General features: G+C 71.3%; 20 protein-coding genes and 1 riboswitch. Of the genes, 9 read left to right on the top strand and 11 right to left on the bottom strand.

Annotated elements, in window-relative coordinates; genetic code table 11:
* The first annotated feature begins 1 nt into the window (after position 1).
* Both VKN16_28520 and VKN16_28515 read left to right on the top strand, forming a co-directional pair.
* Complete coding sequence (locus tag VKN16_28520; GenBank protein ID HME98169.1) at positions 2 to 1,702, top strand: iron ABC transporter permease; 1,701 nt, start codon at positions 2 to 4, stop codon at positions 1,700 to 1,702.
* Complete coding sequence (locus tag VKN16_28515) at positions 1,699 to 2,817, top strand: ABC transporter ATP-binding protein (GenBank protein ID HME98168.1); 1,119 nt, start codon at positions 1,699 to 1,701, stop codon at positions 2,815 to 2,817. Before VKN16_28520 ends, VKN16_28515 begins: the two co-directional genes overlap by 4 nt.
* Before the next feature lie 53 nt (positions 2,818 to 2,870).
* Here the strand turns inward: VKN16_28515 and VKN16_28510 are convergent, their stop codons facing one another.
* Entirely contained in the window at positions 2,871 to 3,953 is a 1,083-nt protein-coding gene (locus tag VKN16_28510) for a hypothetical protein (GenBank protein ID HME98167.1), read from the bottom strand.
* A gap of 309 nt (positions 3,954 to 4,262) precedes the next feature.
* On the bottom strand, positions 4,263 to 4,613 hold the full coding sequence (locus VKN16_28505; GenBank protein ID HME98166.1) for a hypothetical protein: 351 nt from the start codon (positions 4,611 to 4,613) through the stop codon (positions 4,263 to 4,265).
* 53 nt (positions 4,614 to 4,666) lie between these two features.
* Between VKN16_28505 and VKN16_28500 the strand changes: the two genes are divergently transcribed.
* On the top strand, positions 4,667 to 6,628 hold the full coding sequence (locus VKN16_28500) for a S9 family peptidase (GenBank protein ID HME98165.1): 1,962 nt from the start codon (positions 4,667 to 4,669) through the stop codon (positions 6,626 to 6,628).
* Here VKN16_28500 and cysK read toward each other — a convergent pair.
* Genes cysK through VKN16_28485 form a run of 3 tightly spaced genes read right to left on the bottom strand, consistent with a single transcriptional unit; the run spans position 6,625 to position 9,175 of the window.
* Positions 6,625 to 7,557 (bottom strand): cysteine synthase A, encoded by a 933-nt coding sequence (gene cysK, locus VKN16_28495; GenBank protein HME98164.1) that lies wholly within the window; start codon positions 7,555 to 7,557, stop codon positions 6,625 to 6,627. The genes VKN16_28500 and cysK overlap by 4 nt on opposite strands.
* Before the next feature lie 20 nt (positions 7,558 to 7,577).
* Positions 7,578 to 8,645, bottom strand: coding sequence for an LLM class flavin-dependent oxidoreductase (locus VKN16_28490; GenBank protein ID HME98163.1), 1,068 nt, complete (start codon positions 8,643 to 8,645; stop codon positions 7,578 to 7,580).
* A gap of 11 nt (positions 8,646 to 8,656) precedes the next feature.
* On the bottom strand, positions 8,657 to 9,175 hold the full coding sequence (locus VKN16_28485) for a DinB family protein (GenBank protein ID HME98162.1): 519 nt from the start codon (positions 9,173 to 9,175) through the stop codon (positions 8,657 to 8,659).
* A 195-nt stretch (positions 9,176 to 9,370) separates the two neighbouring features.
* Positions 9,371 to 9,461, top strand: a riboswitch (S-adenosyl-L-homocysteine riboswitch).
* A gap of 25 nt (positions 9,462 to 9,486) precedes the next feature.
* Between VKN16_28485 and ahcY the strand changes: the two genes are divergently transcribed.
* Complete coding sequence (gene ahcY / locus VKN16_28480) at positions 9,487 to 10,905, top strand: adenosylhomocysteinase (protein HME98161.1); 1,419 nt, start codon at positions 9,487 to 9,489, stop codon at positions 10,903 to 10,905.
* Positions 10,906 to 11,041: 136 nt separating this feature from the next.
* Positions 11,042 to 12,223: a mandelate racemase/muconate lactonizing enzyme family protein gene (locus VKN16_28475; GenBank protein HME98160.1), complete on the top strand. Its 1,182-nt coding sequence runs from the start codon at positions 11,042 to 11,044 to the stop codon at positions 12,221 to 12,223.
* Here the strand turns inward: VKN16_28475 and VKN16_28470 are convergent.
* From VKN16_28470 to VKN16_28460, 3 genes are read right to left on the bottom strand one after another with little or no spacing between them, the layout of a single operon-like run.
* Positions 12,220 to 14,652 carry a mechanosensitive ion channel domain-containing protein gene (locus VKN16_28470; protein ID HME98159.1) on the bottom strand — a complete coding sequence of 811 codons (2,433 nt, stop codon included), beginning with the start codon at positions 14,650 to 14,652 and terminating at the stop codon, positions 12,220 to 12,222. The two genes, VKN16_28475 and VKN16_28470, sit on opposite strands and share 4 nt — an antisense overlap.
* An 18-nt stretch (positions 14,653 to 14,670) precedes the next feature.
* Entirely contained in the window at positions 14,671 to 15,657 is a 987-nt protein-coding gene (locus VKN16_28465; protein HME98158.1) for an LLM class F420-dependent oxidoreductase, read from the bottom strand.
* The gene (locus VKN16_28460) at positions 15,657 to 16,280 is read right to left on the bottom strand and encodes a hypothetical protein (GenBank protein ID HME98157.1); all 624 of its coding nucleotides are present in this window, start codon (positions 16,278 to 16,280) and stop codon (positions 15,657 to 15,659) included. The genes VKN16_28465 and VKN16_28460 overlap by 1 nt, the downstream gene beginning before the upstream one ends.
* A gap of 131 nt (positions 16,281 to 16,411) precedes the next feature.
* On the opposite strand from VKN16_28460, the gene VKN16_28455 reads away from it, so the two are divergent.
* The 3 genes from VKN16_28455 to VKN16_28445 are packed head-to-tail and all read left to right on the top strand — an operon-like array spanning position 16,412 to position 18,364.
* Entirely contained in the window at positions 16,412 to 16,990 is a 579-nt protein-coding gene (locus VKN16_28455) for a hypothetical protein (GenBank protein ID HME98156.1), read from the top strand.
* A gap of 13 nt (positions 16,991 to 17,003) precedes the next feature.
* Positions 17,004 to 17,876, top strand: a complete 873-nt coding sequence (locus tag VKN16_28450) for a glucose 1-dehydrogenase (protein HME98155.1) — start codon at positions 17,004 to 17,006, stop codon at positions 17,874 to 17,876.
* A 35-nt stretch (positions 17,877 to 17,911) separates the two neighbouring features.
* On the top strand, positions 17,912 to 18,364 hold the full coding sequence (locus tag VKN16_28445) for a hypothetical protein (GenBank protein ID HME98154.1): 453 nt from the start codon (positions 17,912 to 17,914) through the stop codon (positions 18,362 to 18,364).
* Positions 18,365 to 18,384: 20 nt separating this feature from the next.
* Here the strand turns inward: VKN16_28445 and VKN16_28440 are convergent, their stop codons facing one another.
* Genes VKN16_28440 through VKN16_28430 form a run of 3 tightly spaced genes read right to left on the bottom strand, consistent with a single transcriptional unit; the run spans position 18,385 to position 20,968 of the window.
* On the bottom strand, positions 18,385 to 18,990 hold the full coding sequence (locus VKN16_28440; GenBank protein ID HME98153.1) for a DinB family protein: 606 nt from the start codon (positions 18,988 to 18,990) through the stop codon (positions 18,385 to 18,387).
* Positions 18,991 to 19,002: 12 nt separating this feature from the next.
* On the bottom strand, positions 19,003 to 19,770 hold the full coding sequence (locus VKN16_28435; GenBank protein ID HME98152.1) for an SDR family oxidoreductase: 768 nt from the start codon (positions 19,768 to 19,770) through the stop codon (positions 19,003 to 19,005).
* 10 nt (positions 19,771 to 19,780) lie between these two features.
* Positions 19,781 to 20,968: a M20 family metallopeptidase gene (locus VKN16_28430; protein ID HME98151.1), complete on the bottom strand. Its 1,188-nt coding sequence runs from the start codon at positions 20,966 to 20,968 to the stop codon at positions 19,781 to 19,783.
* On the opposite strand from VKN16_28430, the gene VKN16_28425 reads away from it, so the two are divergent.
* Positions 20,867 to 21,499 (top strand): PilZ domain-containing protein, encoded by a 633-nt coding sequence (locus tag VKN16_28425; protein ID HME98150.1) that lies wholly within the window; start codon positions 20,867 to 20,869, stop codon positions 21,497 to 21,499. The genes VKN16_28430 and VKN16_28425 overlap by 102 nt on opposite strands.
* Positions 21,500 to 21,544: the final 45 nt, after the last annotated feature.

The raw sequence follows: 21,544 nt of genomic DNA, 5'->3' as shown, positions 1-21,544 counted from the left end.
GGTGCACGATCTCGGCCGGGCCCGGCGATTCTTGCCGGGCCCGCGGCTCGTCAGCGTCCTGGTGGGGGGCGCCGCCGCGATCCTCGTCCTCTATCCGATCGTGTTCCTGGTCCAGGCCTCGCTCAGCACCGGCGATCCGCAGGCGCGACCGCCCGAAGCCTACGGGCTCGACAACTTCACGGATCTGCCGCGCTACGGTCACATCTTCGCCAACACCGTGATCGTGGCGGTGGCCGCGACCGCGATGGCCGTCGCGCTCGGCTTCACGATGGGCTGGATCCTCTCGCGCACCAACGTGCCCGGCCGGGGCGCGCTGGAGCAGCTCATGGCCCTGCCCTACTACGTGACGCCGCTGATGGGCGCGCTGGCGTGGAGCCTGCTCGGCTCGCCGAGCGGCGGCTTCGTGAACCAGCTCTGGCGGGCCGTGGGGGGCGACGGTCACCTGATCGACGTGACGACGCCGTACGGCATCGCGTGGGTGATGGCCCTGTTCGAGGGCTCGGTGGCCTTCGTGATGATCGGCGCGGTGATGAAGTCCATGGACCCTTCCCTCGAGGAGGCCTCACAGGTCCTGGGGGCGGGGCGGCTCCGCACCATGCTGCGCATCACCCTGCCGCTGGTCCTGCCCGGCGTGCTCGGCGCCGCCATCTTCGTGTTCGCCGAGATGCTCGGATCGTTCTCGGCGGCCCTGGTCCTGGGACTGCCGAGCCGCTTCTACGTGGTGACCACCGCGATGTACCAGCTGGTGTCGCAGTATCCGCCGCAGTTCCCGCGGGCCGCCGCGATGGGCGTCTCGCTCTTCGCGGTCATGTTCGCCATGGTGTACGTCTACCGGCGGATCGTCCGGTCCGGCAGCTACGCGACGATCACCGGCAAGGCGTTCCGCCCGCGCGCGATGGACGTGGGCGGACTGCGATGGTCCCTGCTCGCGGTGTCGGTGGTCTACCTCGCGATCGCGGTGGTCCTGCCCGTGCTCACCCTGCTCTACGCCTCGGTGCAGCGCCTCGCCATCGTGTTCCCGCGGGCGGACAACTTCACTCTCGCCAACTACCGCACCGCGCTCTCGCTCGACGCGGTGCGGACCGCGCTGTGGGACAGCCTGTGGCTGGGCCTCGCCACCGCGAGCATCGGCGTGCTGCTGATGGGCTTCCTGGCCTGGATGATCTACCGCTCGCGCCTGCCCGGCGCCGGCGCGATCGAGTACGTGGTGATGTTCCCCCAGGCGGTGCCGCGGCTCGTGTTCGCGTTCGGGATGCTGTGGGCGTGGCTGATCTTCCCGATCCCGATCTACGGCACCCTCTGGCTGCTTCTGATCGCCTACCTCACCGTGTTCCTGCCGCTCGGCCTGCGCACCATCGCGGGGGTGATGCTGCAGATCGACCGCTCGCTCGAGGAGTCGGCGCAGATGTGCGGGGCCTCCTGGGGCTACCGCATGCGCACGGTCACCATGCCCCTGCTGCGCCCCGGGCTGATCGCGGCGTGGCTGCTGCTCTTCATCGCGAGCGTGCGCGAGCTCGGCGCGTCGATCCTGCTGACCGGCCCGAAGGCCAAGGTGATCACGCCCACCATCGTGGAGTCGTGGTTCTCCACCAGCACCGAGCTGACCGCGGCGATGGCCCTGCTCCAGACCCTCGCGGTGGCGGTCGCCCTCGCGCTGCTCTTCACGGTGGCCCGGCGCGCCGCCCAGCATCCCGGCGAATGAGCGCGCCGTCGCCGCCCGCCCCGGCCCGCACCGCGTCGATCGAGGTGCGCGACCTGGTGGTCCGCTACGGCCAGGTGGTGGCGGTGCGCGGCGTCACCTTTCAGGTCGCGGCGGGCGAGCACGTGACGCTGCTGGGCCCGTCGGGCTGCGGCAAGACCACCACCCTGCGCGCCATCGCCGGCCTCGAGCAGCCCGCCTCCGGCGAGATCCGGATCGACGGCACGCCGGTGTTCTCCTCATCGCCGCGGATCCAGGTGCCGCCGGAGCGGCGCGGCCTCTCGATGGTGTTCCAGTCGTACGCGATCTGGCCCCACATGACCGTGTTCGACAACGTGGCCTACGGCCTGCGGGTCCGCAAGATGGCGGAGCCCGCGATCGCGGAGCGGGTACGGTGGGCCCTCGACCTGGTCCAGCTGGGCTCGCTCGGCGCGCGCAGCGCCTCGAAGCTCTCGGGCGGACAGCAGCAGCGGGTGGCCCTGGCGCGCGCCTTCGTGTTCCAGCCCGCGGTGCTGCTCTTCGACGAGCCGCTCAGCAATCTCGACGCCAAGCTGCGCGCCGAGATGCGACTCGAGATCAAGGAGCTGCAGCGGCGCCTCGGCATCACCTCGGTCTACGTGACCCACGATCTCGAGGAGGCACTCGCCATCTCCGACCGGATCATCGTGATGCGCGACGGAGTGATCGAGCAGATCGGCACCCCGTCCCAGATCTACGACCTCCCCCGCAACACGTTCGTGGCCGACTTCGTGGGCTCGGCCAACCTGATCCGCGGTCGGCGGCGGCCGGACCTGGAGACGGACGGGCGGATCGTGCTGGAGACGCCGGGCGGCGCGATCGTGCACGGGACCGGGCACGGCCGCCGCGTCGGCGACGACGCCCTCTTCTCGGTCCGCACCGTGCACCTGCGCCTGGCTCGCGAGCGACCGGCCGCGGCGGTCAACGTGTGGCCGGCCACGGTGCGGCGCCGGGTGTTCCAGGGGGACTTCACGCAATATCACGTGGAGTGGGACGGCCGGCCGCTGGTGGCGCGCCAGGTCACCACCGACCCGGTGGACGAGGGCGACGCGGTCTATCTGATCGTCGATCCCCGCCACTGCGTGCTGCTGGAGGACTAGCGCCCGCTCCGGTCAGCCGCGCCGGTGAGCGTCGCCCGCGGCGGCCGCGCCGCTCATTTGATCCCGCCGCAGCCGCGTGGTGTCGACCGCTGGTCGCATTCGGGGAACGTCAGCATGTACCACACCGCGGAATCGGTCCCGTCCCACGCCTCGGTGATCCGATGCATGGCTTCTTGCTGGTAGTGCGCGAAGCTCGGGCGGCCGGCCCAATACGACACCTGGCTCAGCGTGAATTGCATGAAGTTGTTGTACTGGTAGGGCGTGCCGTGGCAATCGTCGGGATGGCACGGGCCTCCACCCCCATGGGTGAGGGTCTCGATCCGCCCGAGGATCCGAAAGAACGGCGAGCGCGCCGCCTCCGTCGCATTCTGGCTGAGGCCGGCCAGCGTGGCCATGGCCTGAATGTTCTGCTGATATAACGTCCCCGCGAACTTGAGCTGCTGGTAGAGAGACCAGTACGACGGCAGCAGGCTGTCCGATTTGTAGGCGTTGACCACCGCGGCGGTGGCCGCGAGAAGGAACGTCGTGGCCGAGGTCAGCCGGCGCTGCGCTTCGTCGTAGTCTCCGTGCGGGCCGATCACCAGCATCCGGCCCTGCGGCGAGCGCGCGGCCGGATACGGGTCGGCGAAGCGGAGGGTCGTATCGAACGCTTGCAGGTTCACCAGGGCCCCCGCGATGTCGATGTCGCGCAGGCGCCCCAGGTAGTAGGAGCTGGCTCCGGCCGCGATGGCGGCATTCACCGCGCTCTTGGCCGCCGTGAGGGTGTAGTGCGCGGACGTCAGTTGCTCCATGCCCCTCCGTACGAAGAAGGTGCGCCCGCGGCCGTCGTCGTCGGCCGCCGAGCCCCCGAGCAGATCGGCGATCCCACCAGCCAGCTGCCCTTGCGCGCGGACGATCAGCTGGGCCACGGTCGCCAGCTTCGGGCGCGTCGACGTGTTGGTCTGGTCCTTGATCGCCGGCAGCAGCGCTCCGCTGATGCCGCTGGAGAGATTGCGCGCGGCGGCAAACGGGCGTTGCAGCGCCGTCGCCTCCTGGCTCGTCAACACGGCCGCCGCCGGGCTCGGCAGGGTGAGCGCGACCGCGAGCAGCACCGGCAAGCCGACGAACCCGCTCGGGGCCGCGATCAGCCGCCGCATCATGTACGGAACGTGCATTTTGTCTTCCCTTGCGGTTAGAGGTTGTCGTGAAGTCGCTGGCCGGCGGCGCGGGGCTGGCCAGCGGGTGTTCGGAGAGACCGCCTTGGACATTCAGCCCCGACGGTCAGAGGGCCGCGGATTGCAGCAATGGAAGTGCCACGCACGGAGCCAGCACGCGGTCGAACTGGAATCGACACATATCGCGCCCGCGCGTGTCACGGTGTCATGAGACTGACGCGCGTGTTCGCGGCAGCGTTCGCACGCATGACGTGTACCCGCGGAGGCGGAACTTTTTCCGGTTACCTCACGTCATCGCCGACCGAGATTTGTTTTCCTACCGTCAGGCTCCATGGGGCAGAAGGCCGCTACGACGTCGTCGCCGGGGGCGATTTTTTTGTCCGACGATGGTGGAGCGGGGCAGCTCATCGCCACGACGGGCACGACGCGAACGCTGGCATGACGCGTCAGCGGGGCCGCGGGAGAGATCGTTCGTGTGCCCGGGTCGATACAGTTTGTCGATGCGCCGGCCGCGGTCTTCGCCTTGAAGCGGCGTCGCCGCAACCGGAAGTCGGCGTCTTGCCACGCGACCGGGTCGATCGCGCCCGCGTCGTCGTCGGAGTTGAGGAGGGAGCCGTAGACGCGCCGGACGGCGAGCCGCATCCCGCCGCCCGGCGATCCGTCCCGGCTGCGCCGCCTACGGTATGATGCGCGCCATGCCCGCCCCCCGGCCGATGACGCCGCACGATCTCACCCGCGTCCGGTTCGTGAGCGACCCGCAGATCTCGCCGGACGGGACGACGGTGGCCTTCGTGGTGACGACGCTGTCCGAGGAGCGGGACGAGTACCTCTCCGCGATCTGGCTGGTGGACGTGGCCGGCGGCGAGCCGCGGCGGTTCACCGCCGGCCCGCGGCGCGACACCACCCCCCGCTGGTCGCCCGACGGCGCGCGCCTGGCGTTCGTCTCCGAGCGCGAGGCCAAGAAGAAGGGCCAGCTCTACGTGATGCCGGCCCGCGGCGGCGAGCCGATTCGCCTCACCGACCTGCGCCACGGCGTGAGCGCGCCCCAGTGGTCACCCGACGGCGCCCGCCTGGCGTTCGTGGCGCGGGTGGGTGGGTGGTCGGAGCCCGAGTCCGAGGAGGAGAAGGCGAAGTCGCGGCCGCCGCGGGTCATCACCACGCTCAAGTACCGGTTCAACGGCGAGGGCTTCACCTATGACCGCCGCGGCCACGTCTTCGTGGTCGACGGGGCGGGGGGCGAGCCCCGCCAGATCACCGAGGGCGACCACGATCACGGCGATCCGGTCTGGTCCCCGGACGGACGGTGGATCGCGTTCGCGAGCGCCCGCCACGATGAGCGCGATCACGACGACGTCAGCGACATCTGGGTGGTGTCCGCGGAGGGAGGAGCACCCCGGCGCCTGACCGGGACGGCGGGGCCCGCGGTCCATCCGCGCTTCTCGCCGACCGGGCAGGCGGTGGCGTTTCTCGGCCGGACGATCGTCAACTCGTTCTCGAAGAACCTGCGGCTCTTCACCGTCCCGGTCACCGGCGGGGCGCCGGTCTGCTTGACCGCGGCGCTCGATCGCTCGTGCTCGCCCCTGGGCGTCGCGCCGGCCTGGAGCCCCGACGACCGCCTCACGATCGCGGCGGAGGATCAGGCCTCGCTCGGGCTCTATCGGGTGAATCGCGTCGACGGGTCCATTACCCGAATCGTCGAGGGCGAGCGCACCGTGACCGGCTACTCCCTGTCCGCCGACGGCGCCACGCTCGCCTTCGCGGCGAGCGACCCGGTGACGCCCGCCGAGATCTTCGTGTGCGCAGGCGACGGCCGCGGGGAGCGGCCGCTCACCGATCTCAACCGCGAATGGAAGCGGGAGGTGGCGCTGAGCCGACCCGAGCGCTTCCGCTTCGAGCGCGCCGGCTTCACGGTGGACGGCTTCGTGATGAAGCCCTTCGGCTTCGCGGCGGGCCGACGCTATCCCCTGCTCGTCAACGTGCACGGCGGCCCCCACGCCCAGTACGGGCTGTCCTTCTTCGACGAGTTCCAGGTCCAGGCCGGGGCCGGCTACGCGGTGCTGTTCACGAATCCCCGCGGTAGCCAGGGTTACGGCGAGACCTTCACCGGCGCGGTGGTCGGCGACTGGGGCGGCGGAGACTCGGCCGACGTGCTCGCCGGCCTCGACGCCGCCCTCGCCCGCTACGACTGGATCGACCCGGAGCGGCTCGGCCTGCTCGGCGGCAGCTACGGCGGCTTCATGACGAGCTGGATCGTGGGCCACTGCACGCGCTTCCGGGCCGCGTGCTCCGAGCGGGCGGTGAACGCGCAGACCAGCATGTTCGGCACCAGTGACATCGGCTACGTCTTCAACACCGTCGAGATGGGCGGGATCCGGCCGTGGGACGACATGGCGAAGTACCTCGAGCGCTCGCCGCTCTCCTACGCCCGCGACATCACCACCCCGCTCCTGATCATCCACTCCGAGGACGACCTGCGCTGCCCCATCGAGCAGGCCGAGCAGCTCTACGTGGCGCTCAAGACCCTGCGCCGCGAGGTGGTGTTCGTGCGGTTCCCCGACGAGAACCACGAGCTGTCGCGCTCGGGCCGGCCGCGCCACCGCCTCGAGCGCTTCCGGATCATCCTGGACTGGTTCGCCAAGTACCTGCCGACCACCTAGTCGGCCAGGTCCGCGAAGAGCGGCGTGCTGAGATAGCGCTCGCCGAACGATGGGACGATCACCACGATGAGCTGGCCCGCGCTCTCCGGGCGGCGGGCCACCTCGACGGCGGCCCAGAGCGCGGCGCCGGAGGAGATGCCGACCAGGAGGCCCTCCTCGCGGGCGGCCCGGCGCGCGGTGGCGAACGCGTCGTCGTTGGTGACCCGGATGATCTCGTCGTAGATCTTCGTGTTCAGCACGTCGGGCACGAAGCCCGCGCCGATGCCCTGGATCGGATGCGGGCCCTTCGCGCCGCCCGACAGCACCGGGGAGGCGTCGGGCTCGACCGCCACGCAGCGGAACGACGGTCGGCGGGCCTTCAGCACCTCGCCGACGCCGGTGATGGTGCCGCCGGTGCCCACCCCGGCCACCAGCACGTCGGCCCGTCCGTCGGTGTCGCGCCAGATCTCCTCCGCGGTGGTGCGGCGGTGGATCTCCGGATTCGCCGGATTCTGGAACTGCTGAGGGATGAAGTAGCGCGGATCGGCCGCCGCCATCTCCTCGGCACGCTGGATCGCCCCCGGCATGCCCTCGGCGGCCGGGGTCAGGATCAGCTCGGCGCCGTAGGCCCGCAGGAGCTGTCGCCGCTCGCGGCTCATGCTGTCCGGCATCAGGAGCACCAGCCGGTAGCCGCGCGCCGCGCACACGAACGCCAGCCCGATGCCGGTGTTGCCCGAGGTCGGCTCGAGGATGATGGTGTCGGGCCTGATGCGCCCCGCCCGCTCCGCCGCGTCGATCATGGACAGGCCGATCCGGTCCTTGACGCTGTGGGCCGGATTGTAGAACTCCAGCTTCGCGACGACCAGCCCCACCGCCCGGTCGGCGAGCCGGCGAATCTGCACCAGCGGCGTGTTGCCGACCAGCGCGGTGACGTCGCGGGCGATCTTCACGGCGGTCGCTCCCTCTGGATCTAGTCGCGGAACGCGGGCATCACCGTCTCGCCGAAGCGCCGCATCGAGGCGAGGATCCGCTCGTGTCCCAGGTAGCCAAAGCTCATCTGGGCCAGCACGTGGCCCACGCCCGCGTCGCGGAGCGCGGCCATCTGCTCGGTCACGCGCGCGGGAGTGCCGCAGAGCGCGCCGGTGGCCAGCGAGAACCGGACCGCCTCGTCCTCCGACACGCGCGGGTCGTTGAACGGGTTCACCACCGCGGGGTCCACCCGGTAGTCGTCCGGGTTGTGGGCGGCGCGCGCGTGCAGCATGTGCCGGCGGGTGTGCCCGAGCGTCTCGGCCAGCTCGTCCTCGGCCTGCGCCTGGCTCGGCGCCACGTAGACGTGCCGCCACACCGCCACCTCGCGGCGGCGGCGGTCGCGCAGCGGCTCGGGGTGCCCGCCCGCCACGAGGCCGTTCTCGTAGAGCTTCAGGCGCGCGCCGATCGATTCGAGCGGGATCCGCGAGGTCAGGATGGGCACCCCCAGGCGCCCGCACTCCTCGAACGAGGCCTCCGTCACCACGCTGCGCCAGATCGGCGGATGCGGGCGCTGGTAGACCCGCGGCCGCAGCGCGGGCAGGCTCATTTGGAAGAACTTGCCCTGGTAGACGAACGGCTCTTCGGTCCACGCGCGGGTCAGGACCTCGAGGGCCTCGGCGCTGCGCTCACGGCTGTCGTCGCTGCGCAGGCCGTAGCCCACGAACTCGTACTCGTTGTAGAGGCTGCCACGACCCACTCCCACGTCGAGCCGGCCGCGGCTCAGATTGTCGAGCAGGGCGAGCTGGACGGCGAGCCGCACCGGGTGTCGCAGCGCGAGCTGGATCACCGCGAAGCCGATGCGCACGCGGCTGGTGCGCGCGGCGAGCGCGCTCGCGAACGGGATCGGATCGCAGTACACCGCCTCGCCGGTGAAGTTGTGCTCGGTGAGCCAGACCGAGTCGAAGCCCACCGTCTCGGCCAGGCAGGCCTGCTCGAGCTGCTCGCCGATCGCGGCGTGGTCGCCCTCGGGCGACGGTGAATGCGCCAGCGTGAGCCAGCCGAAGCGCATGGCCGACCCGATCAGGCGCCGATGAGGCTGCGGCTCAGCTCGATCTCGCCGAGATGGGTCATGCCGTGGGTGAGGCCCACCTGTCCCAGGCACTGCACCACCGTCATGTCGCCCAGCGGCTTGACCGTGACGACCTTCTCCAGGAGGGCGGGCGAGGCCCCCGCGATCAGCTCGTCGGTCCCCGCCCACACCCGACCCATGTACTCGCGGAAGAGCGGCACGTCCTTGATCCGGAGCGCCTGCGCCTCCTCGGTGGACATGCCGGTGCCCTGCGCGGCGGGGGGCAGGCCGAGCTTCTCGCCGTAGCCGGCCTCCACCCAGATCGGCGGCTTCCGGTCCTGGATCACCCAGCGCACGATGTTGTCCTCGGTGCGCGTGTAGTGCCAGACCCCCCAGGCGATGGTGTTGGCCCTGGAGGGGCGCGCCGGCACCGTGTGCAGCTGGTCCGGCGTGAGATCGGCCATCACTTTGTCGAGGCCGGCGTGGAGCCGCGTGAGGTTGGCGCGAATGAAGTCGGCCGCGGTGACCATGAGCTCGAGTTCCTCCTCGGCAGCCCTTGTACCACGCTCCGCCGCCCGATGGTGGACTTTCGGCCGACGTCCATCGGCCGTCGCGTCCGATGATGCTGGCGTGAAGTGGTCCCGTCGACACGCGCGCGGGCCAGACCGGGTGATCGAGTGATGGAGGGCCGGCGTGCGGATCGGGTATACTGATCTGCGTTACCCGGCTCCGAGGAGCGTTGCGACGGGCGCCAGGCCCGCCAGGCTCGGAGCGGCCGGCCGCCCGGTCGGCTCGGAACAACGGCGCTCGCAAACTCCAGCTCACACGAGGAGGGCGCGAGATGAGCGCCACTGCCAGGACCAGCCACTCACCGGACCACGTCGTCACCGATCTCAAGCTGTCCGACTGGGGCCGCAAGGAGATCCAGATCGCGGAGACGGAGATGCCCGGTCTCATGGCCATCCGCGAGGAGTACGCGAGCCAGCAGCCCCTGCGGGGGGCCCGCATCGCCGGGTCGCTGCACATGACCATCCAGACCGCGGTGCTGATCGAGACCCTGCAGGCCCTCGGGGCCGAGGTCCGCTGGGCCTCCTGCAACATCTTCTCGACCCAGGACCACGCGGCGGCCGCCATTGCGGCGGTGGGCACCGCGGTGTTCGCGCGCAAGGGCGAGTCGCTCGACGAGTATTGGGACTACACGCACCGCATCTTCGAGTGGCCGCAAGGCGGTCACGCCAACATGATCCTCGACGACGGCGGCGACGCGACGCTGCTGCTGCACCTCGGGGCGGTCGCCGAGAAGGATCCCGCCGCGATCGCCCATCCCGACAACGAAGAGGAGACCGCGCTCTTCGCGGCGATCCGCCACCAGCTGGCCAAGGATCCCACGTGGTACTCGACCCGCATCGGCAAGATCCGCGGGGTGAGCGAGGAGACCACCACCGGGGTCAAGCGGCTCTACCAGATGGCCAAGGACGGCCGGCTGAGATTCCCGGCCATCAACGTCAACGACTCGGTGACCAAGTCCAAGTTCGACAATCTCTACGGCTGCCGCGAGTCGCTGGTCGACGGCATCAAGCGGGCCACCGACGTGATGGTGGCGGGCAAGATCGCGGTGGTGTGCGGCTACGGCGACGTGGGCAAGGGCTCCGCCCAGGCCCTGCGCGCGCTGTCCGCCCAGGTGTGGGTCACCGAGATCGATCCCATCTGCGCCTTGCAGGCGGCCATGGAAGGCTACCGGGTGGTGACCATGGACGAGGCCGCCGACCAGGCCGACATCTTCGTGACCTGCACCGGCAACTTCCACGTCATCGGCCACGCACACATGGCCCGGATGAAGAACAACGCGATCGTGTGCAACATCGGCCACTTCGACAGCGAGATCGACATCGCCTCGCTCAAGCAGTACAGGTGGGAGAACATCAAGCCGCAGGTCGACCACGTCGTCTTCCCCGACGGCAAGCGCATCATCCTGCTCGCGGAGGGACGGCTGGTCAACCTGGGCTGCGCCACCGGGCACCCCAGCTACGTCATGAGCTCGTCGTTCGCCAACCAGGTCATCGCGCAGATCGAGCTGTACACCAACCCTGACAAGTACCAGATCGGCGTCTACGTCCTGCCCAAGCATCTCGACGAGAAGGTGGCGCGGCTGCAGCTCCGAAAGCTGAACGCGCACCTCACCGAGCTGACCGACACGCAGGCCCGCTACATCGGCGTGGAGAAGTCGGGGCCCTACAAGCCGGATCACTACCGATACTAGGCGCGCGCGCTTCCTGAACCGCCCCTCACCCCTGCCCTCTCCCCTCCGGGGAGAGGGTGAGGGCTCGGGAGGGTGGGGCGCGAGACGGTGAGGGCAGGGTTGCCGAGGGGTCGGGCGGTTCGGTAGCCTACCGGGCATGAAGATCACCACGATCGAATCGCTCCACGCCGACGCGGGCTGGCGGAACCTCGACTTCCTCAAGATCAGCACCGACGAGGGCATCGTCGGCTGGAGCGAGTACAACGAGTCCTTCGGCGGCCTCGGGGTCTCCGCGGTCATCGCCGAGCTCGCGCCGACCCTGATCGGCCAGGACCCGCGCCCGTGGGAAGCCCACGTGGCCTTGCTGTACGCGCTTCGCCGTCAAGCCGCCGGCGGCGTGGTCCAGCAGGCCATCGGAGCGATCGAGAACGCGCTGCTCGACGTCAATGCCCGCGCCCTCGGGGTGCCGGTGTACGCGCTCCTGGGCGGGCCGATCCGCACCCGCCTCCGCCTCTACTGGTCGCACTGCGCCACCTACCGGGTGAGCCGGGCGCGCGAGATGGAGCTGCCGCCGGTGCGGACGCTGGGCGACGTCACCGCGCTCGGCCGTGAGGTGGTGCGGAAGGGCTACACCGCGCTCAAGACCAACGTGCTGCTGCTGGGTGACGGACGTCCCCGCGCCCACGTCCCCGGCTTCGCGCGCGGCGAGGGCTTCCCGGAGCTGAACGCGGACCGCCACGTCGTCGAGGCGATGCGCGCGCAGCTCGCCGCCTTCCGCGAGGGCGCCGGACCCGGGATGGATGTCCTGGTGGACCTGAACTTCAACTACAAGACCGAGGGCTTCCTCAAGATGGCCCGCGCGATGGAGCCCTTCGACCTGTTCTGGGTCGAGATGGACACCCGCGATGCGAGCGCGCTGGCCTACGTGCGGAGCCGCACCACCATTCCGGTCGCCTCGTGCGAGTGCCTCTTCGGCCGCCGGGACTACCGGCCCTTCTTCGAGCGGCACGCGGTGGACGTCGCGATCATCGACACCCCGTGGAACGGGGTGGCCGAGTCGCTGAAGATCGCGGCGATGGCCGAGGCCTACGAGATCAACGTGGCCCCCCACAACTTCTACGGCCACCTCGCCACCATGATGAGCGCGCACTTCGCCTCGGTGGTGCCAAATCTGCGGATCATGGAGATCGATCCGGACATGGTGCCGTGGCAGGACGACCTGGTCACCGTGAAGCCCGAGATCCGGGACGGCCACCTGCTGCTGCCCGGCGGGCCGGGATGGGGGACCGAGATCGACGAGGAGGCGGTGCGGGCGCATCCGCCCCGGCCGCGCCGCTAGCTCGAATCTTCCTTCGGCGGCTCGTCGGCCCGCCACAGCCGCACGTCGCGACGGGGCACCGGCAGGTCGATGCGCGCCTCCGCGAGGCCGGCGTAGATCGCGTCGGCCAGCTCGCTCTGGATCGTCTCCGCGTCGCCGAAGCGGTCCGTCCACGCCCGCAGCTCGAAGTCGAGCGACGACTCCCCGAAGCCCATCAGGACCACCGCGGGCGCGGGCTGGTCCAGCACGAGCGGATGCTTCGCGGCGATGCCGATCAGCAGCTCGCTCACCTGCTTGGGGGCCGCCCCGTAGGCCACCTTGACCGGCAGCACGATCCGCCGCCGCAGATCCGAGTAGGTCCAGTTGATGAAGTTCTGGGAGACCAGCTGGGAGTTCGGGATGAACACCTCTGCGCCGTCGGCGGTGCGCACGAGGGTGGCGCGCGCGCCGATGTGGCGCACCTCTCCGCCCACCCCGGTGATCTGCACGACGTCGCCCAGGTGCAGCGGGCGCTCGAAGAGCAGGATCAGGCCGGACGCGAAGTTGTTGACGAGGTTCTGCAGCCCCAGCCCCGCGCCGACCCCGAACGCGCCGGCGAGGATGGTGAGCTTGGTGAGGTCCACCCCGAGGGCGGCGAGGGCCAGCGTGAAGCCGCTGAGCACCAGGGCGTACTGGATCACGAGCGACATCGCCAGCGGCAGCCCCTTCGCCAGGCGCACGCGGGGGAACACGTCCTCGGCCAGCAGCAGCCGCACCGCACCGGCCACCACGAACGACAACCAGATGGTCAGCGCGAAGATCGCCAGGTCGCCGAGCGAGATCCGGATCGCGCCCCAGCCCCACTCCACGGTCAGCGCGCGGCGCACCGCCGAGGCCACCGCGGGCAGCAGGGTCAGCGACGCGAGGGTGGCCGCCATCCACGCGAGCACCCCGATCCAGCGCAGGACCCGCACGATCCGCCGCTCGAGCGCAGCCCGCGCGTGCTGCACCGCGGACAGCAGGCCCAGCGGGCGGCTTCGCAGCAGGACCGCGATCAGCCCCTTCGCGACCTGCAGCGCGGCGAGGATCGCCAGGCCGAAGTACGCGCTGCCGAGGGCGCCGGCTCCGATGAGGCGGCCCAGCCCCGCGTAGCCGAGGCTGCCGACGACGAAGGCGCTCGCGAAGGCGGCGAGCAGGAGGCGGCCGAAGAGGCGGAGGGCGGCCCCCTCCATCGCATCCACCTCGGGAACCACGAGCCCTTCGGGACCGCGCGCCCTCAGCACCCAGAGCGTCCCCGCGCTGGCCACGAGCATCTCGGCGAGGAACACCAGATGCTCGAAGAGCGGAGCGCTGGCGATCACCGAGCGGATGGCGTCCACCACGAAGAGCGCCCCGAAGACGTAGAGCACCGGGGCCACCGAGCGGTCGAGCGACGGCCGGATGAGCCGGATCACCGGCACGATCGCGATCACTGCGATCAGCCGCATGAGGGTCGGCGTGGCTTCCTCGTAGATCCACGGGGCCACCAGGCAGGAGACCAGCAGCGCCGAGGCGATCGGACGCCTGAAGACCTCGACCACCGTCACGATGATCGGGTCGTCGGCGGTCCAGCGGCTGGCGACCCGCCGGCCGCGCCACAACACGGCCAGCAGGATCAGGAACAGCAGAACGTGCAGGGGCACGCGCGCGGCGTGCTGCTGCCCGAGCTCCGCGGCCAGCCCCTGCCCAGCGCCCATCACGTCGCGCGCGGCCGCCGCGGTCTGCTCCACCGCGCCGGCCCAGATCCCCCGGTCCCAGAGCGGCGGTCCCTCCCGCTGCCCGAGCCGGTGCAGCCGCTCGGAGCGGGCCTGGGCGGCCCGGCTCAACGCCTCGTCGGCCCGCCGCTGCAGCTGAGCCAGGCGGTACTGGGCGAGCAGCAGCGTCGACAGTCGGGTCTCCACGCGGGCGCGCGTGGTGTTGATCGCGCCCACGATGCCGTCGATCTGGCTCAGCACCACCGGCGGCGCGCCCGCGGCGGCCGCGCCCTCGCGCGAGCGCAGCCAGCTGTCCCGCAGGCCGGCGAGCCGCGCGCGCTCCTGCTCGACCCGGCTCGCCCACTGCGTCAGCGTCTCGTTCCAGCCTCGCAGCTTCGCGCGCGTGGCCTCCCAGGTGGCCCCGACCTCCTCGACGACCGACAGCGGGGGGCTGCCCTCGAGGCGCTTGCGGGTCTGCTCGAAGCGGGTCTGCAGCTCGGTGGCCTGTCGCGGGAGCGCGTCCAGGATGGCCTGCACCTCGCGGGTCGGGGTGAACGCCGCGTCCTGGCTGTCGAGCAGGCCACGCAGCTCGGCCGCGCGCGCGGCTACCTCGGCCAGCGGGATCGGTCCGCTGCTCTCCGGCGCGGTCGGCGCGGGCGGGCTCTGGGCGTACGCGCCACTCGCGCCGGCCAGGAGCAGACCCAGCGCGCAGGCGAATCGGGCTCCCGCTCGCCGCATCGCCGAGGCGCCTCGTTCCTAGGGAAACGTCCGGAAGGTCCGCAGCATCGAAGCGCGGGCGTCGGGGCCGGGCGAGGCGAACGGCAGCACCACCGGCGTGACGCCGGTCCGCGCGAAGGCGGCGATCTGCGCGCGGCAGCGGTCGGCCGGGCCCACCGCGCCCAGCCCGTCCAGCACCCGATCCGAGATGCTCTTCACCGCGTTCGCCCGATCGCCCGCCTTCCAGGCGCGGTTCACCGCCTCCACCTCCTCGGCGAAGCCGCAGTCCCGGAAGAACCGCGCGTAGGCGCCGACGATGGCGTAGCCGGTAATGTCGCGGGCGAGCGCCTCGCGCACCGGCCCGGCCTCGTCGGTGACGCAGGTGCGCACGTACACCGCCACGTCGAGATCCGAGAGGCGGCGCCCCGCGCGCTTCGCGCCGTCCTCGACCGAGCGCAGCGACGCCGACATCGCGGACGGCGGGATCCAGTTGAGCAGAACTCCGTCCGCGACCTCGCCGGCCAGCTCGCACATCTTCGGGCCGAGCGCGGCGAGATAGACGCGCGGCGGGGGCGACGGCGCGGGGATCCCGAGGCGGAAGTTCTTGAGCCGGTAGAACCGGCCCTCGAAGTTCACGCGCTCCCCGGAGGCGGCCATGCGGATGATCTGCACGGCTTCCCGCATCTGCTGGATGGACGGCACGAACGGCAGCCCGTGCCACTGCCCGACGATGATCTCGCTGGAGAGGCCGATGCCCAGGGCGAACCGCCCAGGCGCCAGGTGCGCGAGGGTGGCCGCGGCCTGCCCGTACACGATCGGGGTGCGGGTCTGCACCGGGATGACCCCGTTGGCGATCTGCAGCGTCTGCGTGTGCGTGGCGATCAAGGTGGACAGCACGATGGCCTCGGTGCCCGAGGCCTCGCCGATCCACGCGGTGCGATAGCCGCGCGTCTCGGCCTCGCGGGCGATGGCGGGTAGCTCGCCGAGCGGCATCGCGAGGCCGGTGAGCGCGATGTCGACGGCCATCAGATCCGCTCGCTCACGATGAACCGCTTGTTGTGGGTGTAGGGGCGCACCTCGGGCTTCCAGCGGCCGATGTCGGAGGTGTCGTTCCACGACTGGGACATCGGCAGGTCGGCGCGCTCCACCTCGTAAGCGGCCAGGTAGCGCGGCTCCCCCGGGGTCTCGGTCCGGTAGCGCGCGACGTTGACGCAGCCGGGGAGCTTCAGCAGCAGCGGGACGTGCTCCACGTCGTAGAGCTCGTTGAACAGCTGCTCGCGATGCGGCTCGATGTCCATCATCACCCAGAAGACGTACGGGGTGCGGTAGGTGAGGCCCGCGTTGCTCCCCACCCACTCGTAGGCCGCGAGGTGACGGTTCATGGTGTGCGGGCGGATGTCGGTCGGCCAGCGTCCGGACTCGCCCGCCTGCTTCCACTCGGGGCTCTGCAGCACCGCCGCGCTCTCCATCTCGTAGGCCGCGATGTAGCGAGGGTCGGTGGGCGCCGGCTGCCGGTAGCGCGTGGCCCGGATCACGCCGGGCACCGCGGCGAGCCGCGGCAGGTGCTCGTGGTCGTAGACGTCGTTGAACGTCTTCTCGTGGTCGTGGGCCACGTCCATCCGCACCAGGTACAGGAAGCGCGCGCTCATCGGGCTCTCCTCTCTCTCCCGCTTGCCCCGGGCGGGCTTCCCCCGTATTGTCTGTCGGGGCCGGGCTGCCGGCTGACTGTACCGCGCCGGGCCCCGCCGCGCACCCCAAACTCGAAGAGGAGACCATCGCGATGCCGCCAGTGGACCCGAATCAAGTCCTGATGACCGGCGAGAACTCCTTCATTCGCCTGAGCCCGGACGGAGGCAAGACGCTGTCGGATCGCGCGAGCCACTGGCGGGTGCTCTGGTGTCCGGCCGGCGCCGGTCACACCCTCTTCCTGCAATCCACGCTGACCGACAACCGGCCGCGCGTCTACAGCGACAACATCGCGGTGGCCCGCTGGCTGCAGAAGACGATCGAGACCCTGCTCTTCCCGGCCTTCGCGGACACCGGGCTCCCGGTCGTCCACGCCCACTTCAACCGGCAGGGCGGGCCCTGGTCCACCGCCATCGAGACGGTGAACACGACGGACACCCACATCACCATGTCCTGGTACGACTGCATCGAGCCCTTCGTGCTGCACGCGCCGCCCGGCTTCAACGACCGGCCGCTCGGGGTGTTCAGCACGTTCTTCCCCGCCCGCGCCGCGCAGCTCGAGATCAATGGCAAGACTGCGGCGGGCAGCGTGTGGCCCGAGATGCGCGGCGATCGGCAGGGCAGCAGCGCCACCCTGGCCTGGTCCGAGACCTGGGTGAAGCCGCGCGGATAGCGGGGCGGGCCGGATGAGCGGGCGGCTCGACGGCAAGGTCGCGGTCATCACCGGGGGCGGGAGCGGCATCGGCCGCGCCACCGCGTTCACCTTCCTGCGCGAGGGCGCGACGGTGGTGATCGGCGACCTGAACGAGGCGAGTCTCGGCGAGACCGGGGCGCTCGCCCGCACCCAGGGCGCCGGCGATCGCCTGGCCTCGCTTCGCGCCGACGTCTCGGCGGAGCGGGACGTGGCCGCCCTGGTCGGGCTCGCCGTCGAGCGCTTCGGCGGCCTCGACTGCATGTTCAACAACGCGGGGGTGGGCGGCGCCTTCGGACCGATCGGCGAGACCACCGTGGAAGAGTGGGACTTCACCTTCGCGGTCCTCGTCCGCGGGGTGTTCCTGGGCATGAAGCACGCGTCGAATCGGATGAAGGCACAGGGGCGGGGCGGCAGCATCATCAATACCGCCTCGGTGGCCGGGATCGGCGGCGGCGCGGGCCCGCATGCCTACTCCGCCGCGAAGGCCGCGGTGGCGAACCTGAGCCGCGCGGTGTCGGCGGAGATGGCCGCGCACCGCGTGCGGGTCAACGCGATCGCGCCGGGGCTCATCAAGACGCCGCTGGCCACCGGGCATCGGGAGGACGCGTGGGAGCGACTGGTCCAGCAGAAGCAGCCGTGGCCGGACCTCGGCCTCCCTCAGCACATCGCGGACACCGCGCTCTTCCTCGCCAGTGACGAATCGCGATTCATCACCGGCCAGGTCATCGTGGTGGACGGCGGGCTGACCGCGCTGGGGCCCGACATCTTCGGCCACGACGTCGACAGCCGGATGCTGCGAAAGGCCGGGCTCAACACCGGGTCGACCGGCGTGCCGGGCCGCGTGCGCGAGGTGCGGCGCACCTAGTGCTGGTACCGCAGAACCCGCGCCGGAAGCTGGCCGTGGTCGGGACGGCTTGCGTGCTCGGCGGGATCCTGATCCTGTTGCTGGCGGCCGGTGTCATCGGCGATGCGCGTGACATCCACGCCCCGCGGTGGGTCGTGGGCGCGGCCGGCCTCGCCTTCGTCCTCGCGGGGATCGCGGTCGCCGCCGGACCGGCCGACGGTCGCCCCACCACGGCGAGCGCGCCGGGCACGTGGCGAAGCAGCCTGCTGGGCGGCGCGATCGTCGGCCTGATGGCGGTCGCCCCCAACTGGATCGCGTTCGGGCCGGGCGAGCGGCGCTTCGGCGGCATGCTGGGTCTACCGTTCCTCGCCGTCTCCTCGGCCGTGAGCGAGACGACGGGACGCGTCGCCTTCGGGATCGGCGCGGTGCTGCTCGACGTCGTCTTCGTGTGGATCGTGGTCCGCGGGCTTCGCGCCGCGCTCGCGCGCCGGGCCGCGGCCCGGAGCTGATCCCGGGGGACCCGTCCGCCTCAGACGCCGGTGCCGAAGCCTCCCGCGCTTCGCACCGTGTTGGCCTCGCCCATGTGGCCCGCCGCGTGGAACAGCGCGATGTTGCTCAGGACCAGCGCGCGCGAGCGGCCGGGCAGCATCTTGGCCAGCGTCTCGGTCCGCACTCCGAAGGCCCCGGCCGCCGCCGCTCCCTCCACCCGGTCCGCCGCGACCGTCCCGTCCCAGTCCGTCGGCGTGAAGCCGGAGATCACGTCGCGCGTGCGGAGGCCGACCGCGTCGCGATAGGCGCGCAGGGCGCCCAGGTCGATCTGCCGGGTGAGATCGCTGACCTCGGCGCTGGTCATGCCGATGCCGAAGTCGGGACGGCCGATCCCGAGGCGCCGCTTCCACCCGTCGTCGAGCACCGGGCTGACGCCGGCCAGGACCTGGTTCACCATGATGTCCTCGGCGCGCGCGATGTGCCACAGGAGCCACGCGAGCGAGTTGAGGTCCTCGCGGGGCCGGACGCGCATCTGCTCGTCGGTCACTCCGCCGAAGGTCCGCTCCGCGCTCGACATCTTGTTGCCTCCCACCGCGGCCGAGTGCACCGCGGCGTGCTGGTCCAGGAACAGGTCGCGCAGGTTCATCGAGATCTCTCCTCAGATCGAGACGTGGCCGCCGTCGACGAAGAGCGAGGCGCCGGTGACGTACGAGGCGTCGTCGGAGGCCAGGAACAGGATGCACGCCGCGACCTCCGCGGGGGTCCCCGGCCGCTTGAGCATGGTGCCGCGCCCGAACTCGGTCCGAAACTCCTCCGCGCTCTTGCCTGCGTCGGCAGCCCGGCGCTCGTGGAAGCGCGTGAAGATCGGGCCGGGGCAGACCGCGTTGACCCGGATGCCCTCGGCCGCGTGATCGAGCGCCATGGCCCGGGTGAGTCCGGCCACCGCGGCCTTGGTGGTGTCGTACTGCACCATGCGCCCCCCGGCTACCACCGCGCGAATCGATGCCACGTTGACGATGCTGCCGCCCCCCGCCTCGCGCATGAACGGGATCGCGGCCTTGGCGCAGAACGCGTAGCCCTTGACGTTCACGCCGAGGATCGCGTCCCAGCTCGCCTCGCTCGCTTCCACCACCGTCTGATACAGACGCATGCCCGCGTTGTTGACCAGGATGTCGAGCCGGCCCAGCTCCTGGCGCGCCGCCTGGACGAACGCCGCGCACTCGGCCTCGCGCGCCGCGTGCATCTCGCGGAAGATCGCGCGGCCGCCGGTCGCCCCGATCTCGGCCGCGACCACGCGGCCCCGCTCCGCGTCGACGTCCGCGATGGCCACGTGCGCGCCTTCCTCCGCGAAGCGCCGCGCGGTGGCCTCGCCGATGCCGGAGGCGCCGCCGGTGATCGCCGCCACCTTGCCGCTGAGCCGGCCCATCCGGTCGCCCTCAGCGCGCGAGGGCCGAGCGCATGACCGCCAGCCCTATCCGCAGGCCGACCGGCAGCCCGGCCTCGTTCATCTCGAACTCGGGCGCGTGGTGCGGCCGCGCGGCGCCGCTCGCCGATCCGATGCCGACCCGGAAGTAGCACCCCGGCCTCTCGCGCAGGAACAGGCTCATGTCGTCGCTCGCCATGACCACCCGTCCCTCGGTCACCGAGTCGGCGCCGACCTCCCGGCTGGCGCACTCGCGCACGAAGGCGCTCTCGCGCGGATGGTTCACCACCGCGGGGCACGAGCCGCCGTCGAGCCGCAGGTCCGCCTCGGCCCGATAGGCCCTCGCGATGTCGGTCACGAAGGCCCCGAGACGGGAGACCAGGTGATCTCGCACCGACGGCTCGAACGCCCGGATCGTGCCCTTCATGATCGCCCGGTCGGGCAGGATGTTGCCTTTCGTGCCGGCCACGATCTGTCCGACCGTCAGCACCGCGGTCTCCTGAGCCGGGATCTCGCGCGACACGATGCTCTGCATGCCGAGCAGGATGTTCGCGGCCGCGGTGATCGGATCGATGGACAGATGCGGCATCGCCCCGTGGCCGCCGGTGCCGCGCACCTCGACGCTGAAGGCGTCGGCCGACGCCATCGACGGCCCGGGCCGCACCTGGACCTGGCCCACCCGCTGCTGGGTCGTGAGATGCAGCCCATAGACCTCGTCGACGTGCGGGTCCTCGAGCGCGCCCGCCTCGATCATGGGCCGGGCGCCGCCCAGCACCTCCTCGGCGGGCTGGAAGATGAAGACGGCCGTGCCGGGAACGTCGTCGCGCCGCTCGGCCATGATCTCGGCGAGGGTGATCGCGATCGCGGTGTGCCCGTCATGTCCGCACGCGTGCATGACGCCCGGCGTCCCGGAGACGAAGGGCGCGTCGAGCAGCTCGGTCAGCGGCAGCGCGTCGATGTCGGCGCGCCAGGCGACGGTGCGACCCGGCCGGTCGCCGTGCAGCACGCCCACCACCCCGGTCCCGCCGACGCCGGTCCGGACGTCGAGCCGGGCCGCGTGCAGCCGCTCCGCGATGATCTCGGCGGTGCGGGTCTCCTGATGGCTCAGCTCGGGATGCCGGTGGAAATCGCGGCGCAGCGCGAGCAGGCCGTCGCCGCGCCGGCCCACCTCGTCCTTCCACTCCGGACGCGTCTTGCTCATCGTCGTGCTCGTCCCCCTCGCGGAAATTTTGCGCGGTCCCGATGCTGCTCTGCCGTGCGCCTCGCTGTCAACCGTCCCATTCGTTACCCACATTGCCCCCGGCCCTGGCCAACCTGTGGCTCCCAACCTGGGCACGGTTCGCATCCGCCGCTCGCTTTCCGATGGTTTACCGGGTGGCCCGCCCCTTGCTCTCCACTGACCCTCATGGACAAGAGACAGCGTAGCCGCCGACACCACTCCCGCAAAGATGTCTCGTGGACGGCCTGGGTCAAGGTCGGAAGCCGCCGACTCCGTTGCCACACCGTGGATCTCAGCGCCAACGGCACGAAGCTGAAGCCGCGGGCCGAGATGGCGCCGGGCACCGCCGTCGAGCTGCAGCTTCAGCCGCCGGACGGGCATCCGGTCAACGTGGCCGGCCTGGTCTGGCGCCTCGACACGGATGGCATGGCCGTGATGTTCCTCCGCAACATTCCCGTGCAGTTCACCACGTCCGGGACGCGGCCCGAGAACGGGCGCCGAGGCTGGCGCTAGGCTCCCGCGTCTCGCGGGCGTGAGCCAGCCGCCCGCGCGGCGCCG

It is taken from the genome of Candidatus Methylomirabilota bacterium, from assembly GCA_035315345.1.
Lineage (GTDB): Bacteria > Methylomirabilota > Methylomirabilia > Rokubacteriales > CSP1-6 > CAMLFJ01.
This window is presented reverse-complemented; position numbering and strand designations above follow the sequence as displayed.

What these genes read in the sequence shown, in the direction of transcription:
- VKN16_28515 (HME98168.1), top strand. Translation starts at nt 1,699, where the DNA reads ATGAGCGCGCCGTCGCCGCCCGCCCCGGCCCGCACCGCGTCGATCGAG.
- VKN16_28510 (HME98167.1), bottom strand. Translation starts at nt 3,953, where the DNA reads ATGCGGCGGCTGATCGCGGCCCCGAGCGGGTTCGTCGGCTTGCCGGTG.
- VKN16_28505 (HME98166.1), bottom strand. Translation starts at nt 4,613, where the DNA reads ATGCGGCTCGCCGTCCGGCGCGTCTACGGCTCCCTCCTCAACTCCGAC.
- VKN16_28500 (HME98165.1), top strand. Translation starts at nt 4,667, where the DNA reads ATGCCCGCCCCCCGGCCGATGACGCCGCACGATCTCACCCGCGTCCGG.
- VKN16_28490 (HME98163.1), bottom strand. Translation starts at nt 8,645, where the DNA reads ATGCGCTTCGGCTGGCTCACGCTGGCGCATTCACCGTCGCCCGAGGGC.
- VKN16_28485 (HME98162.1), bottom strand. Translation starts at nt 9,175, where the DNA reads ATGGTCACCGCGGCCGACTTCATTCGCGCCAACCTCACGCGGCTCCAC.
- ahcY (HME98161.1), top strand. Translation starts at nt 9,487, where the DNA reads ATGAGCGCCACTGCCAGGACCAGCCACTCACCGGACCACGTCGTCACC.
- VKN16_28475 (HME98160.1), top strand. Translation starts at nt 11,042, where the DNA reads ATGAAGATCACCACGATCGAATCGCTCCACGCCGACGCGGGCTGGCGG.
- VKN16_28470 (HME98159.1), bottom strand. Translation starts at nt 14,652, where the DNA reads ATGCGGCGAGCGGGAGCCCGATTCGCCTGCGCGCTGGGTCTGCTCCTG.
- VKN16_28465 (HME98158.1), bottom strand. Translation starts at nt 15,657, where the DNA reads ATGGCCGTCGACATCGCGCTCACCGGCCTCGCGATGCCGCTCGGCGAG.
- VKN16_28460 (HME98157.1), bottom strand. Translation starts at nt 16,280, where the DNA reads ATGAGCGCGCGCTTCCTGTACCTGGTGCGGATGGACGTGGCCCACGAC.
- VKN16_28455 (HME98156.1), top strand. Translation starts at nt 16,412, where the DNA reads ATGCCGCCAGTGGACCCGAATCAAGTCCTGATGACCGGCGAGAACTCC.
- VKN16_28450 (HME98155.1), top strand. Translation starts at nt 17,004, where the DNA reads ATGAGCGGGCGGCTCGACGGCAAGGTCGCGGTCATCACCGGGGGCGGG.
- VKN16_28440 (HME98153.1), bottom strand. Translation starts at nt 18,990, where the DNA reads ATGAACCTGCGCGACCTGTTCCTGGACCAGCACGCCGCGGTGCACTCG.
- VKN16_28435 (HME98152.1), bottom strand. Translation starts at nt 19,770, where the DNA reads ATGGGCCGGCTCAGCGGCAAGGTGGCGGCGATCACCGGCGGCGCCTCC.
- VKN16_28425 (HME98150.1), top strand. Translation starts at nt 20,867, where the DNA reads ATGGCTCAGCTCGGGATGCCGGTGGAAATCGCGGCGCAGCGCGAGCAG.
- VKN16_28430 (HME98151.1), bottom strand. Translation starts at nt 20,968, where the DNA reads ATGAGCAAGACGCGTCCGGAGTGGAAGGACGAGGTGGGCCGGCGCGGC.